Below are 14,816 nucleotides of genomic sequence, written 5' to 3'. Positions count from 1 at the left end.
TTCAGAAGTTGGTGTCGATCACGCGGGGCGGGGGCCGCCCGTCACAGCCGCGCCGCCTTGAGCGCCATGTGCAGCAGCAGCCGGTCCTCGCCGTCGTCCAGGTCCAGGCCGGTGAGCTGCTCGACGCGGGAGAGGCGGTAGTAGAGGGTCTGGCGGTGGATGCCGAGCGCGGCGGCCGTACGGGCGGCCTGGCCCGCGCAGTCGAGGTAGGCCTCGGCGGTGCGGGCCAGCTCGCGGTGGGCGGGGGTCAGCAGGGCCCCCGCGGCCGGATCGCGGGCGGCGCCCGGCGGCAGCGCGGTGAGCAGGCGGTACGGACCGATCGACGCCCACTCGGCGACCGGGCCGAGCCGGGGCTCGGCCAGGGCCGCGCGCGCCGCCGCCGACGCCTCCCGCCAGGCCGCGCCCAGCTCCGCGAGCCCGGCGCGCGGGGCGGCGATCCCGGCGGCCGGGCCGGCGGTGCGGGGGGCGAGGGGGCCGGCGCCCGCCGCGCGGGGCTCGGCGCCCGCGCCCGCTTGCGCCCTCCCGCCGCGCGCCCGCTCCAGCAGCCGCGCGGCCGCCGTCGTGGCCGGGGTCAGGACGTCCGCCGAACGCAGCCGCAGCAGCAGGGCCAGACACCGGCCGGTCCCCCCCGCCGCTCCCGAGGCGTGGGACGGACCCCCGTCCCACGGCACCGTGCACAGCACCGTCGCCCCCGGCACGGTCCGCGCCGAAGGCACGTCGTCGGGGTCGGCCGACGGCCACGGGGCCACGCACACCACCGTGTGCAGGGCGTCCGCGCGCGGGCCGAGGGCGGTGCGCAGCTCGGCGACCGCCATGTCGCGCTGCCAGTCGTGCTCGGCGCTCAGCGCCGTCCGCAGCTCCCGGCCCAGATCCGCGTCGTGCTGCGCCTCGTCCGCGAGCAGCGCGCCGATCCGGGCCGTCACCGACATGGCCGCCGTCAGCTGCCGCTCGTCCGGGCCCGGATCGCCGTCCAGCAGCCAGACGTACCCGAGGACGACTCCCCGGTGGCGCACCGGCAGACAGATGCGGCCCCGGTACACCCCCGCCTGGGGGGACGGCGGGATCCGGACCGGGCCCGTCGCGCGGGTGATGCCGAACCCCTCGAACCAGGCGCGGACCGCGGCCGTCGAGCGGCGGGTCAGGATCGAGCGGGTGCGGACCGGGTCCAGGGCGGACGGGTCGAGGTCGCCCTCGTCGTCGTACGTGCCGAAGGCGATCAGCTCGAAGTCGCGGTTCTCCAGGGTCGCCGGGGCCCCGAGGAGTTCCGAGAGCTCGTCGACCAGATCCTGGTAATCGCGCCTGTGATCCGCCGCCACCCGGGCATTCTGCCGCATTCCAGCGCGGTCTTCATACATCTGTCTGAGATCTGCGGCACGGATGCGTGACAGCTGTCGATGGCCCGCGAACCGAGGGATCCTTAGGTTTCACGGTGGTTCCCCGTGCCGTACCCGGATCGTCGGGTTCCGGCCTTCTACCGCCTGTGCTCTGGAGGTGCCCCGTGCTGGGTCCCGTGATTCTCGCCGCGTCGCGCAGCGACCGGATGCGACGCCTGATCTCGGCGGCCCCGGTGACCAAGCAGGTCGTCGACCGGTTCATCCCCGGCGAGGACGTCGACGAGATCGTCCCGGTCGTCCGGGAACTCGCCGGCCGGGGCCTGGAGCTGACCATGGACGTCGTCGGCGAGGACATCACCACCCCCGAGCAGGCCGCCGCCGCCCGGGACGCCTACCTGGAGCTGATCGACCGGCTGAAGCCGCTGGAGCTGGGCACCCGGGCGGAGATGTCCGTCAAGCTGTCGATGTTCGGGCAGGCGCTGGCGGGCGGGCACGAGCTGGCGCTGGCCAACGTCCGCCCCGTCGTCGAGGCCGCCGCCGGGATCGGCACCACGGTCACGCTGGACGCGGAGGACCACACCACCCTCGACTCGATGTTCGCCATCCACGAGGAGCTGCGGAAGGACTTCCCGCAGACCGGCTGCGTCATCCAGGCCTACCTCTTCCGCACCGAGGCCGACGCCCGCCGCCTCGCCGCGAGCGGCAGCCGCGTGCGGCTGGTGAAGGGCGCGTACAAGGAGCCCGCGTCCGTCGCCCTCCAGGACAAGCACGAGATCGACAAGGCCTACGTCCGCATCCTGAAGGTCCTGATGGAGGGCGAGGGCTACCCGATGATCGGGTCCCACGACCCGCGCCTGATCGCCATCGCCCAGGAGCTGGCCCGGCGCGCCGGGCGCAAGACGGACGAGTACGAGTTCCAGATGCTGTACGGGATCAGGAGCGACGAGCAGCTGCGGCTCGCCGCCGAAGGCCACCGCGTGCGCGTCTACACCGCCTACGGCACCGACTGGTACGGCTACTTCATGCGGCGCCTCGCGGAGAAGCCGGCCAACCTGCGCTTCTTCGCCCGCAGCATGATCACCAAGGGCTGAGACCACCACCGCTCAGTAAGGAGTACGGAACACATGGACGCTGTGACCCAGGTCCCCACCCCCGTCAACGAGCCGGTGCACGGCTACGCCCCCGGCTCACCCGAGCGCGCCCGGCTGGAGGCCAGGCTCAAGGAACTGGCCGACAACCCGGTCGACCTGCCCTGCACCATCGGCGGCGTCAAGCGCATGGGCGGCGGCGAGCGCTTCGACGTGGTCCAGCCGCACAACCACAAGGCCGTGCTCGGCACCTACGCCAACGCCACCCGGCAGGACGCCCAGGACGCCATCGACGCGGCCCTGGCCGCCGCGCCGGCCTGGCGCGCGCTGTCCTTCGACGACCGCGCGGCGATCTTCCTGCGCGCCGCCGAGCTGCTGTCCGGCCCGTGGCGCGAGACGCTGGCCGCCTCCACCATGCTCGGCCAGTCCAAGACCGCCCAGCAGGCCGAGATCGACACGCCCTGCGAGCTGGTCGACTTCTGGCGGTTCAACGTCCACTACGCCCGGCAGATCCTCGCCGAGCAGCCCCCGGCCAACTCCCCGGGCGTGTGGAACCGCCTCGACCACCGCCCGCTGGAGGGCTTCGTCTACGCGATCACGCCCTTCAACTTCACGGCGATCGCGGGCAACCTGCCCACCGCGCCCGCGCTGATGGGCAACGTGGTCGTGTGGAAGCCGTCCCCGACCCAGACCCACGCCGCCGTGCTGCTCATGCGGCTGCTGGAGGAGGCGGGCCTGCCCAAGGGCGTCATCAACCTCCTCACCGGCGACGGCATCGAGGTCTCCGAGGTCGCCCTGAACCACCGCGACCTGGCCGGCATCCACTTCACCGGCTCCACCAAGACCTTCCAGTACCTGTGGAAGACGGTCGGCGCCAACATCGAGAAGTACCGCTCCTACCCGCGCCTGGTCGGCGAGACCGGCGGCAAGGACTTCGTCGTCGCCCACCCGTCGGCCGACCGCGCGGTGCTGAAGACGGCGCTGACCCGCGGCGCCTTCGAGTACCAGGGCCAGAAGTGCTCCGCCACCTCGCGGGCGTACATCCCGGCGTCCATCTGGAACGACGGCTTCAAGGAGGAGTTCGCCGCCGAGGTCGACGGCATCAGGATGGGTGACGTCACCGACCTGTCCAACTTCATCGGCGCCGTCATCGACGAGCGCGCCTTCGCCAAGAACAAGGCCGCCATCGACCGCGCCGAGCAGGACCCGGCCTGCACGATCGTCGCGGGCGGCACCTGTGACGACTCGGTCGGCTGGTTCGTCCGCCCGACCGTCATCGAGTGCACCGACCCGGAGAACGAGGTGTTCCGCACCGAGTACTTCGGCCCGATCCTCGCGGTGTACGTCTACGAGGACGACCGGTACGACGAGATGCTGACGCAGATGGAGTCGGTCTCCGACTACGCCCTGACCGGTTCGGTCATCGCGCGCGACCGCGCGGCCGCCGCCCGCACGGCGGAGAAGCTGCGCTACGCGGCCGGCAACTTCTACATCAACGACAAGTCGACCGGCGCCGTGGTCGGCCAGCAGCCCTTCGGCGGCGGCCGCGCCTCCGGCACCAACGACAAGGCCGGCGCCCCGCAGAACCTGATGCGCTGGACCCTGACCCGGGCCATCAAGGAGACCCTGGTCCCGCCGACCGACTACACCTACCCGCACATGGGCTGATCCCCGCGCGGCGCACGACGGGCCAGGTCGCCGACCTGGCCCGTCGGCGTGTCCGCCGCCCGGCCCGCGGGGGGCCGGGGACCGCGCCGTCTCAGATAGTAGGAAGCCCTAGTAATTGTGGAGACACGGGCGCCGCCGTCGCTTAGCTTTGTAGGAGCCGAACGTCTCGCTCGACCCAGCGAAGGGCGATCGTGAGCCGGGCCCCGTGCAGGCAACCCCTGCGGCACCGCTGCTCCCGCCCCATCCGGCGTCTCGAAACATCCCCGTTCCGCACGTCCCGTGCGCCGAAGGAGCCGATGTCCCATGGCCGAGACGACCGTCCGTCGCCGAGTCCGCCACGTCTCCCGGACGAGCGAGTCCGACCGCAAGAACGCCGCCGCCGCCCTGCAGCGCGCCCTCGACCGCCGCGACAACGGCGGCGACGCCTCCCACGCCTGCTGGGCCGTGGGGGACGGCCGCTGAGCCGTCACCGGACCGCACCGACCGGGAGCCGCACCCGATGAGGTGCGGCGCGGTCTCACCGGCCGCGCCGCACCTCGAAACGGTCGATCCGCTCGCCGCTCGGTGTCAGCGCCGACACCGTCAGCCGCGGCGCCGCACCGGCCCGGGCCTCCACCGAGAGGAACGAGAAGCCCCGGTAGCGCACCCGCGACCACTCCACCGTCTCCGCCCTGGCCAGCCGCGACCTGGTCCAGTGGAAGGTCGCGACGGACTCGCGCTCCCTCTCGTGCCCCTCGTAGCTCTCCGGCACGCCCGCCGGGAAGCCGTACAGGTCCTTGCCGCCCCCGCCCGCGGTGACGTACACGATCCCGTCCCGCGTCGGGTCCGTCGACGCGCCGACCGGCACCGGGCGGCCGACCTCGCCGTCCTTGATCGCGTCGGTCCGCTCGTACACGTGGTTGTGCCCGTTGATCACCAGGTCCACCTGGTGCCGGGCGAACAGCGGCAGCCACTCGGCGCGCACCCCGCCGTCGGAGGCGTGCGAGGAGGTCGAGTAGGCGCAGTGGTGGAAGAAGACGACGACGAAGTCGACCCCCTCGGCCGCCCGCAGCTCACCGAGCCTGGCGTCCAGCCACTTCGTCTGCCGGCCGTCGCTGTAGCCGAGGTTGGCGGGGATCTCGTACGACACGTCGTTCGCGTCCAGCGCCACGATGCCGACGTTGCCGTAGGTGAACGTGTACACGCCCGGCGCCCGGCGCGGGTCGAAGCCGTTGTCCGGCAGGGAGAAGCGGGCGAGCTGGCCGCCGTAGCCGTCCGGCGAGTACCAGGCCTCCATGTCGTGGTTGCCGGTGGTCACCATCCACGGCACCGACCTCGCCACCGGCTCGGTCTGCTTCAGGAAGCGGTCCCAGTGCGTGGCGTCGAACACGTCCGACTCCTTGCCCCGCCCGGTCGGGTTCGCGTAGCAGATGTCGCCCGCGTGCAGATGGAACGCGGGGTCCTGCCGCAGCAGCACGGAGTTGTTGGCGGCCGCGTCCTCGCCGACGCCCTGGTCGCCGAAGGCGGTGAAGACGAACCGCTCCGGGCGCGCCGGCGCGGTGCGGAAGGAGGCGATCGCCGACCGGTGCTCCGGGGCGGCCGGGTCGAAGCCCTCGTGGCCGACGCCGTAGTAGTACGTCGTGCCGGGGCGCAGGCCGTCCAGCGCCGCGTGCACGTAGAACTGCTCGACCGCCGGGCGCACCCCCCGCAGCCCCGGTGTGTGCAGGTCGCGCAGTTCCGCCCCGACCCTGTGCCCGAGGTCGTCGGGCCGCAGTCCCACCCGCACGTAGGGCCCGCGCACCGCGAGCGGCACCTGCCAGGAGATCCGCATCTGCGTCCGCGGGTCGGCGCCGAAGGCCAGGTGGCGGCCGAACGGCGGCACGTACGAGCCGGGGACCTTCGCGGCGGACGGCGACGGACCCGTGGCCGCCGCCCCCGGCCGCCCCGGCCCGGAGCAGCCGGTCAGCAGTCCGCCCGCCGCCGCGCCCGCCGTCACCAGCGCGCGGCGCCGGGACAGCCGGGCCCGCAGGTACGCGTACTGCTCCGCCATGCTCATCCGGCGCGCGAGCTCGGGCGGGATGCCGAAGTCGGGGATCTCCATAGGGGGGAACTTCCCAGCGAAGGCCGACGCCCGCCCCACGCACAGGTGAACGGCGGTCGACGCGCGGACGCCGTCCCCCGCCCGGGTGTCCGTATCGCGGACGGTCCGTGTCATCCCCTGGGACGAGGAGTAGGGTGCCCGCATGTCTCGCAGCATCAATCTCGCAGTGATCCCCGGTGACGGCATCGGCCAGGAGGTCGTGACCGAAGGCCTGAAGGTCCTCTCCGCCGTCCTCGCGCAGGATGTGAAGCTGGAGACGAAGGAGTACGACTTCGGCGCCCGGCGCTACCACGCCACCGGCGAGACCCTCACCGACGCCGACCTCGACGCCCTCAAGCAGCACGACGCCATCCTGCTCGGCGCGATCGGCGACCCGTCCGTGCCGTCCGGCGTCCTGGAGCGCGGCTTCCTGCTCAAGCTCCGCTTCGCCTTCGACCACCACGTCAACCTGCGGCCGAGCAAGCTGCTCCCGGGCGTGGCCACCCCGCTGGCGGGACAGCCCGAGATCGACTTCGTCGTGGTCCGCGAGGGCACCGAGGGCCCGTACACCGGCAACGGCGGCACCATCCGCAAGGGCACGCCGCACGAGGTCGCCACCGAGGTCTCCGTCAACACGGCCTACGGCGTCGAGCGCGTGGTCCGCGACGCCTTCGCCCGCGCCCAGGCACGCCCCCGCAAGAAGCTCACGCTGGTCCACAAGAACAACGTGCTGACCTTCGCGGGCCACCTGTGGACGAGCGTCTTCGACAAGGTGGCCCAGGAGTACCCCGAGGTCACCACCGAGTACATCCACGTCGACGCGGCCACCATCTACCTGGTCACCCAGCCCGAGCGGTTCGACGTGATCGTCACCGACAACCTCTTCGGCGACATCATCACCGACCTCGCCGCGGCCGTCTCCGGCGGCATCGGCGTCGCGGCCTCCGGCAACATCAACCCGAGCCGCGAGTTCCCGTCCATGTTCGAGCCGGTCCACGGCTCGGCCCCGGACATCGCCGGCCAGGGCAAGGCCGACCCCACCGCCACGGTCCTGTCCGTCGCCCTGCTGCTGCGCCACCTCGGCCACGAGGCCGAGGCGGCCCGGATCGAGGAGGCGGTCGCCGCCGACCTCGGGGAGCGGGCCGGGAAGCCCGCCCGCAGCACCTCGGAGATCGGCGACGCGCTCGCCGTACGAGTAGCCGGCTGACCCGCCGCGCTTCTCGAAGTCTGCCGAAGGGCTTTCGAAGCCGCCGGGTCCGCACGACGCCCGGCGGCTTCCCCATGCCTGCGCCGGGTGCCACCATCGATCCCTGGGCCGCCCGCACGCCGATGTGTTCCGTGGACGCCGCTTGCGATAATCGGACACGGAGCCGCGGAATGAGGGAATGCTCGGACGTCCTAACACTGGCCACTGGCAGTACAGGCGTGAGCGCGGCCCGTCACTACAACCGGTGAAGGACAGCTACCCATGACGACGCCCACGATCGAGCTCAAGCCCTCCGCCAGCCCGCTCTCCGCCGCCGAGCGCGAGGCGATCCTGGCCGACCCCGGCTTCGGCCGCCACTTCACCGACCACATGGTGACGATCAAGTGGACGGAGGGGCGCGGCTGGCACGACGGCCAGCTCGTCCCGTACGCGCCGCTCTCCCTGGATCCCGCCACCATGGTCCTGCACTACGCGCAGGAGATCTTCGAGGGGCTGAAGGCCTACCGCCGGCCCGACGGCTCCGTCGCCACCTTCCGCCCGGAGATGAACGCCAGGCGCTTCCAGGCCTCCGCGCGCCGCCTGGCCATGCCCGAGCTGCCGGTCGAGACGTTCGTCGAGGCGTGCCACGCGCTGGTCAAGCAGGACAGCGCGTGGGTGCCGGCGCACGGCGGGGAGGAGTCCCTGTACCTGCGCCCGTTCATGATCGCGACCGAGGTGGGCCTCGGCGTCCGGCCCGCGAGCGAGTACCTGTTCCTGGTCATCGCCTCCCCGGCCGGCGCCTACTTCCCGGGCGGCGTCAAGCCGGTCTCCATCTGGGTCTCCGAGGACCGCGTCCGCGCGGTGCCGGGCGGCATGGGCGACGCCAAGACCGGCGGCAACTACGCCGCGTCCCTCCTCGCCCAGGCCGAGGCCGCCGCCAAGGGCTGCGACCAGGTCTGCTACCTCGACGCCGTCGAGCACAAGTGGGTCGAGGAACTCGGCGGCATGAACCTGTACTTCGTCTACGGCGACAGGATCGTCACGCCGTCGCTGACCGGCTCGATCCTGGAGGGCGTCACCCGCGACTCCCTGCTCACCGTCGCCCGCGACCTCGGCTACCAGGCGGAGGAGGGCCGCGTCTCCGTCGACCAGTGGCAGCGCGACTCCGAGAACGGCACCCTGACCGAGGTCTTCGCCTGCGGTACGGCCGCCGTGATCACCCCGGTCGGCACGGTCAAGCGGGCCGGCGCCGAGTGGCGGCAGTCGGGCGGCGAGCCGGGCGAGGTCACCCTCCGGCTCCGCCGGGCTCTCCTGGACATCCAGCGCGGCACGGCCGAGGACACGCACGGCTGGATGCACACGCTCGCCTGACGCCCGAGCGCACCCGCCGGGGCCGCCGCGGACTCGCCTCCGCGGCGGCCCCGACGCTTTCCCGGACTCCGACGCTTTTCGAGCGCCGCTCAAACAACTGTCGAATCGATCCCTCGCAGGCCTTCCACCGCAAGCATCGTGCATTTAGAGTGGCGATCTAAATCTGGAAGGTGAGGAGGTGCCCGCGCCATGAGGCTGACCCCCACGGAACGGGACCGGCTGCTGCTCTTCGGGGCCGCCGAACTGGCCCGCGCCCGCCGGGCCCGGGGCCTGCGGCTGAACGTGCCGGAGGCGACCGCGCTCGTCGCGGACACGGTCTGCGAGGCGGCCCGGGACGGCGCCCGGCTCGCCGAGGCGATCGAGCGCGCCCGCTCGGTGCTCGGCCCGGACGACGTGCTGCCGGGTGTCGCGGACGTGGTCACCGAGGTGCAGGTCGAGGCCGTCTTCGACGACGGCTCGCGGCTCGCGGTCGTCCCCGACCCGATCGGCGGCGGACTGCGGGACCGGGCGCCGGGCGCCCTGCTGCCGGGACCCGGGCACCGCGAACCGGAGGCGGCGGTGCGGCTGACGGTCACCAACACCGCGGCCGTGCCGGTCTCGGTCACCTCGCACTTCCACTTCTTCGAGGCCAACCCGCGGCTCGACTTCGACCGCGGGGCGGCCTACGGGACGCGGCTCGCGGTGCCCGCCGGATCGTCGGTGCGCTTCGGGCCGGGCGAGCGCGTCGAGGTCGGGCTGGTGCCGATCGGGGGCGACCGGGTCGCCATCGGGTTCGCCGGGCTCGTCGACGGGCCGCTGGACGCGCCGGGGGCGCGGGAGGAGGCCCTGCGCAGGGCCGCGGCGTGCGGATATCTGGGAGCGTGAGATGGACCCGTACGAGTACGCCTCGGTGCACGGCCCGCGGGCCGGCGACCGCCTCCGGCTCGGCGACTCCGGGCTGGTGATCCGGGTCGAGTCCGACTCCCAGCGGTACGGCGACGAGTTCCTGGCCGGCTTCGGCAAGACCGCGCGCGACGGGCTGCACCTGAAGGCGGCGGCCGTCCGGGAGACCTGCGACGTCGTGATCAGCAACGTCGTCGTGATCGACGCCGTGCAGGGCGTCCGGAAGGCGTCCGTCGGCATCCGGGAGGGCCGCATCCACGCGATCGGGCGGGCCGGGAACCCCGACACCCTCGACGGGGTCGACGTCGTGGTCGGCACCGGCACCTCGATCGTGTCCGGCGAGGGCCTCATCGCCACCGCCGGGGCCGTCGACACGCACGTCCACCTGCTGTCGCCGCGCGTCATGGAGGCCTCGCTGGCGTCCGGCGTGACCACGATCATCGGGCAGGAGTTCGGGCCGGTGTGGGGCGTCGGCGTCAACTCGCCCTGGGCGCTGCGGCACGCCTTCGGCGCGTTCGACGCCTGGCCGGTCAACATCGGCTTCCTGGCCCGGGGTTCGTCCTCGGACGAGGCTCCGCTGGTCGAGGCGCTGGCCGAGGGCGGCGCGTCCGGCTTCAAGGTGCACGAGGACATGGGCGCCCACGCCCGCGCCCTGGACACGGCGTTGCGGGTGGCCGAGGAGCACGACGTCCAGGTCGCCCTGCACAGCGACGGGCTGAACGAGTGCCTGTCCGTCGAGGACACCCTGCGCGTGCTGGAGGGCCGCACCGTCCACGCCTTCCACATCGAGGGCTGCGGCGGCGGACACGTGCCCGACGTGCTGAAGATGGCCGGCGTGCCGAACGTCATCGGCTCCTCGACCAACCCCACCCTGCCCTTCGGCCGGGACGCCGTCGCCGAGCACCACGGCATGATCGTCTCCGTCCACGGCCTCAAGCCCCACCTGCCGGGCGACGCCGCCCTGGCCCGCGACCGCATCCGCGCCGGCACCATGGGCGCCGAGGACGTGCTGCACGACCTGGGCGCCATCGGCATCACCTCCTCCGACGCGCAGGGCATGGGCCGCGCGGGCGAGACGGTCCGCCGCACCTTCGCGATGGCCGGGAAGATGAAGGCCGAGTTCGGCGCCCCCGAGGACCACGACAACGAGCGCGTCCTGCGCTACATCGCCAAGCTGACGATCAACCCCGCCCTCGCGCACGGCCTCGCGCACGAGGTCGGCTCCATCGAGGTCGGCAAGCTGGCCGACATCGTGCTGTGGCGGCCGGAGTTCTTCGGCGCCAAGCCGCAGCTCGTGCTCAAGTCCGGCTTCCCGGCGTACGGCGTGACCGGCGACCCGAACGCGGCCACCGACACCTGCCAGCCCCTGGTGCTCGGGCCGCAGTTCGGCGCGCACGGGGCCACCCCGGCCGACCTCTCGGTGGCCTTCGTCGCCCGCGCCGCCCTCGACCGGGGCGGCGACCGGCTGCCGACCCGCCGCCGCCGGGTCGCGGTGCGCGGCACGCGCGGCATCGGGCCGGCCGACCTGTGCCGGAACACCCGTACCGGCAGCGTCGACGTCGACCGGCGCACCGGCCTGGTCACCCTCGACGGCGACCCGGTCCGCTCCGGGCCCGCCGACTCGGTCTCCCTCAACCGCCTGTACTTCCTCTGACCCGCCAAGGACCCGCGACATGACCACACCCGCCGCCGACGGCTTCCGCATGCCCGCCGAGTGGGCCCCGCACGAGCGCACCTGGATGGCGTGGCCGGGACCCAACCCCACCTTCGGCGACGGCGAGGACCTGGCCGCCGCGCGCCGCGCCTGGGCGTCCGTCGCCCGCGCGGTCCGCCGCTTCGAACCGGTCACGGTGGTGTGCGGCCCCGGGCAGTCGGCGCAGGCCCGCGCCCTGCTGGGCGCGGGCGTCGAGACCGTCGAACGGGAGCTGGACGACGCCTGGATGCGCGACATCGGCCCCACGTTCCTCACCGACGGGCGGGAACTGGCCGCCGTGGACTGGACGTTCAACGGCTGGGGCGCCCAGGGATGGGCCCGCTGGGAGCGCGACGCGAGGGCCGCCGCGTGCGTCGCGGACCTCGCGGGAGCGCGCACCTACACCTCGGCGCTGGTCAACGAGGGCGGCGGGTTCCACGTCGACGGCGAGGGGACCGTCCTGCTGACCGAGACCGTGCAGCTCGGCCCCGAACGCAACCCCGGCTGGACGAAGGAGCGGGTGGAGGCGGAGATCCACGCCCACCTCGGCACCCGCAAGGCCGTCTGGCTGCCGCGCGGCCTGACCGCCGACTACCCCCCGCACGGGTACGGCACCCTCGGCCACGTCGACATCGTCGCCGCCTTCGCCCGCCCCGGCGTCGTCGTCGCCCACCACCAGCCCGACCCGGCCCACCCCGACCACGAGGTGACCCGGGAGGCCATCGGGATCCTGCGGGCGCAGACGGACGCGCGGGGCCGCCGCCTGGAGGTCGTCGAGGTGCCCGCCCCGACCGTCCTGGAGGCCGGCGGCCACTGGGCCGACTACTCGTACGTCAACCACTACCTCTGCAACGGCGGCGTCGTCCTGTGCGGCTTCGACGACCCGCGCGACGAGGTCGCGGCGGACCTCTTCCGCCGCCTCTTCCCCGGCCGGACGGTCACCCTGGTGGACGCCCGTACGATCTTTGCCGGTGGCGGAGGCATCCACTGCGTCACCCAGCAGCAGCCCAAGATCTAGGAGTCCGGATGGCCGGTGCGCGCCGCAACGCGCCGCCGCGCGAGCACGTCCTCGCCGCCGCCATGGAGATGATCGCCGAGCGCGGTCTGGAGCGGCTCACCATGGCGGCGCTCGGCCGCGAGGTCGGCATGAGCAGCGGCCACCTGCTGTACTACTTCCACTCCAAGGACGAACTGCTGCTGCAGACCCTGGAGTGGAGCGAGGGCCGCCTCGGCGCCGAGCGCGGTCGGCTGCTCACCCGGCCCGGGACCGCCCGCGAACGCCTCGACGCCTACGTCGGCCTGTACGTCCCCGACGGCCACCGCGACCCGCACTGGACGCTGTGGCTGGAGGTGTGGAACCGTTCGCAGAACGCCGGCGACGACGCCCGCGACCGGCAGGCCGCCATCGAGGGCGCCTGGCACCGCGACCTGGCCGCCCTGCTGGCGGAGGGCGTCTCGCGCGGCGAGTTCCGCCCCGTCGACCCCGACCGCTTCGCCGCCCGGCTGCGGGCCCTCCTGGACGGCTTCTCCCTCCACGTGGCGATCGGCCTGCGCGGCACGGACCGGGCGCGCGTCCTCGGCCACGTACGCGAGTTCCTGGCGGACGCCCTGTACGCGGACACCTGACCCGGAGTTCGCATACTGAGACGCACGGTGAGCACCGGGGCGGGTTGTGCCAGACTGCCACCGTGCTCTCGTTCGCCATCATTATTGGCAGCAGGCGCGCCGGTCCGCAGTGACCGCCACGTACGACCAGGTACGGGCGGCCACCGTCGTCCTCGACCCGCGCGCAGACCTCTCGCACCCGCGAGAGGTTTTTCGTTTTCCTGGCCCACCTGCAGCCGGGAGGAGAGCGCACGGGAGGATGGGGGGACGGTGGAACCGGTCATTCCGGTAGACCGAGATCCAGTACAGGAGCCTTCAGACCATGACGGAAACCAGCGAGCTCGACGACTCGTTCCACGTCTTCGACACCACCCTGCGCGACGGCGCCCAGCGTGAGGGCATCAACCTCACCGTGGCGGACAAGCTGGCCATCGCGCGGCACCTGGACGACTTCGGCGTGGGCTTCATCGAGGGCGGCTGGCCCGGCGCGAACCCGCGGGACACCGAGTTCTTCGCCCGCGCCCGGCAGGAGATCGACTTCCGGCACGCCCGGCTCGTGGCCTTCGGCTCCACCCGCCGCGCCGGCACCACCGCCGCCGAGGACCCGCAGGTCAAGGCGCTCCTGGAATCGGGCGCCCCGGTGATCACCCTGGTCGCCAAGGCGCACGACCGGCACGTCGAACTCGCCCTGCGCACCACTTTGGACGAGAACCTGGAGATGGTCCGCGACACGGTGTCCCACCTGCGCTCCCAGGGCCGCCGGGTGTTCGTCGACTGCGAGCACTTCTTCGACGGCTACCGCGCGAACCCCGAGTACGCCAAGGCCGTCGTACGGACCGCCGCCGAGGCCGGCGCGGACGTGGTCGTGCTGTGCGACACCAACGGCGGCATGCTCCCCGCGCAGATCCAGGCGGTCGTCGCCACCGTCCTCGCGGACACCGGCGCCCGGCTCGGCATCCACGCCCAGGACGACACCGGCTGCGCGGTCGCCAACACCCTCGCCGCCGTCGACGCGGGCGCGACCCATGTGCAGTGCACGGCCAACGGCTACGGCGAGCGCGTCGGCAACGCCAACCTCTTCCCGGTCGTCGCGGCCCTGGAGCTGAAGTACGGCAAGAAGGTCCTCCCGGAGGGCCGGCTGCGCGAGACGACCCGCATCTCGCACGCCATCGCCGAGGTGGTCAACCTCACCCCCTCCACCCACCAGCCCTACGTCGGCGTCTCCGCCTTCGCGCACAAGGCGGGCCTGCACGCCTCCGCGATCAAGGTCGACCCGGACCTGTACCAGCACATCGACCCCGAGCTGGTCGGCAACACCATGCGGATGCTGGTCTCCGACATGGCGGGCCGCGCCTCCGTCGAGCTCAAGGGCAAGGAGCTCGGCATCGACCTCGGCGGCGACCGCGAGCTGGTCGGCCGGGTCGTGGAGCGGGTCAAGGAGCGCGAGCTCAAGGGCTACACCTACGAGGCCGCCGACGCCTCCTTCGAGCTCCTGCTGCGCGCGGAGGTCGCGGGCGGGCCGCTGACGTACTTCCGGGTGGAGTCCTGGCGCGCGATCGTCGAGGACCGCCCCGACGGCACCCACGCCAACGAGGCCACCGTCAAACTGTGGGCCAAGGGCGAGCGCATCGTCGCGACGGCGGAGGGCAACGGCCCGGTCAACGCCCTGGACCGCGCCCTGCGCGTCGCGCTGGAGAAGATCTACCCGCAGCTCGCCAAGCTGGAGCTGGTCGACTACAAGGTCCGCATCCTGGAGGGCAAGCACGGCACCCAGTCCACGACCCGCGTCCTGATCTCCACCTCCGACGGGGCGGGGGAGTGGTCCACGGTGGGCGTCGCGGACAACGTGATCGCGGCCTCCTGGCAGGCCCTGGAGGACGCCTACACCTACGGGCTGCTGCGGGCGGGGGTGGAGCCGGCCGAGTAGGCC

Annotated in this window: 12 protein-coding genes; 10 read left to right on the top strand and 2 right to left on the bottom strand. The window is 73.0% G+C overall.

Features of this window, described 5'->3' with window-relative positions; all coding sequences use genetic code 11:
• Window positions 1-41: 41 nt before the first annotated feature.
• On the bottom strand, window positions 42-1,334 hold the full coding sequence (locus tag ACIBAI_RS25035) for a PucR family transcriptional regulator (RefSeq protein WP_399037573.1): 1,293 nt from the start codon (window positions 1,332-1,334) through the stop codon (window positions 42-44).
• A gap of 164 nt (window positions 1,335-1,498) precedes the next feature.
• Between ACIBAI_RS25035 and ACIBAI_RS25030 the strand changes: the two genes are divergently transcribed.
• The 3 genes from ACIBAI_RS25030 (at window position 1,499) to ACIBAI_RS25020 (ending at window position 4,552) form a co-directional block, all read left to right on the top strand.
• Complete coding sequence (locus ACIBAI_RS25030) at window positions 1,499-2,425, top strand: proline dehydrogenase family protein (protein WP_399037572.1); 927 nt, start codon at window positions 1,499-1,501, stop codon at window positions 2,423-2,425.
• A gap of 33 nt (window positions 2,426-2,458) precedes the next feature.
• Window positions 2,459-4,090 (top strand): L-glutamate gamma-semialdehyde dehydrogenase, encoded by a 1,632-nt coding sequence (gene pruA, locus ACIBAI_RS25025; protein ID WP_399037570.1) that lies wholly within the window; start codon window positions 2,459-2,461, stop codon window positions 4,088-4,090.
• Window positions 4,091-4,393: 303 nt separating this feature from the next.
• Window positions 4,394-4,552 carry a hypothetical protein gene (locus ACIBAI_RS25020; RefSeq protein ID WP_399037569.1) on the top strand — a complete coding sequence of 53 codons (159 nt, stop codon included), beginning with the start codon at window positions 4,394-4,396 and terminating at the stop codon, window positions 4,550-4,552.
• A 55-nt stretch (window positions 4,553-4,607) separates the two neighbouring features.
• On the opposite strand, the gene ACIBAI_RS25015 is transcribed toward ACIBAI_RS25020, so the two are convergent.
• A complete protein-coding gene (locus ACIBAI_RS25015; protein WP_399037567.1) occupies window positions 4,608-6,170 on the bottom strand; it encodes a purple acid phosphatase family protein in 1,563 nt (520 codons plus the stop codon).
• A gap of 142 nt (window positions 6,171-6,312) precedes the next feature.
• On the opposite strand from ACIBAI_RS25015, the gene ACIBAI_RS25010 reads away from it, so the two are divergent.
• From ACIBAI_RS25010 to cimA, 7 genes are all read left to right on the top strand, one after another.
• Window positions 6,313-7,356, top strand: coding sequence for a 3-isopropylmalate dehydrogenase (locus ACIBAI_RS25010; protein ID WP_399037566.1), 1,044 nt, complete (start codon window positions 6,313-6,315; stop codon window positions 7,354-7,356).
• Between the two features lie 261 nt (window positions 7,357-7,617).
• Window positions 7,618-8,706 (top strand): branched-chain amino acid aminotransferase, encoded by a 1,089-nt coding sequence (locus tag ACIBAI_RS25005; protein WP_399037564.1) that lies wholly within the window; start codon window positions 7,618-7,620, stop codon window positions 8,704-8,706.
• 189 nt (window positions 8,707-8,895) lie between these two features.
• Window positions 8,896-9,570: an urease subunit gamma gene (gene ureA / locus ACIBAI_RS25000; RefSeq protein WP_399037562.1), complete on the top strand. Its 675-nt coding sequence runs from the start codon at window positions 8,896-8,898 to the stop codon at window positions 9,568-9,570.
• A gap of 1 nt (window position 9,571) precedes the next feature.
• Window positions 9,572-11,242: an urease subunit alpha gene (locus tag ACIBAI_RS24995; RefSeq protein WP_399037560.1), complete on the top strand. Its 1,671-nt coding sequence runs from the start codon at window positions 9,572-9,574 to the stop codon at window positions 11,240-11,242.
• A gap of 19 nt (window positions 11,243-11,261) precedes the next feature.
• Entirely contained in the window at window positions 11,262-12,299 is a 1,038-nt protein-coding gene (locus ACIBAI_RS24990; protein WP_399037558.1) for an agmatine/peptidylarginine deiminase, read from the top strand.
• A gap of 8 nt (window positions 12,300-12,307) precedes the next feature.
• Window positions 12,308-12,907: a TetR/AcrR family transcriptional regulator gene (locus ACIBAI_RS24985; RefSeq protein ID WP_399037557.1), complete on the top strand. Its 600-nt coding sequence runs from the start codon at window positions 12,308-12,310 to the stop codon at window positions 12,905-12,907.
• Between the two features lie 301 nt (window positions 12,908-13,208).
• On the top strand, window positions 13,209-14,813 hold the full coding sequence (gene cimA / locus ACIBAI_RS24980) for a citramalate synthase (RefSeq protein WP_399037555.1): 1,605 nt from the start codon (window positions 13,209-13,211) through the stop codon (window positions 14,811-14,813).
• Window positions 14,814-14,816 lie beyond the last annotated feature (3 nt).

The sequence above is a fragment of the Streptomyces sp. NPDC051041 genome (assembly GCF_044456065.1).
GTDB classification, from domain to species: domain Bacteria; phylum Actinomycetota; class Actinomycetes; order Streptomycetales; family Streptomycetaceae; genus Streptomyces; species Streptomyces glaucus.
This window is presented reverse-complemented; position numbering and strand designations above follow the sequence as displayed.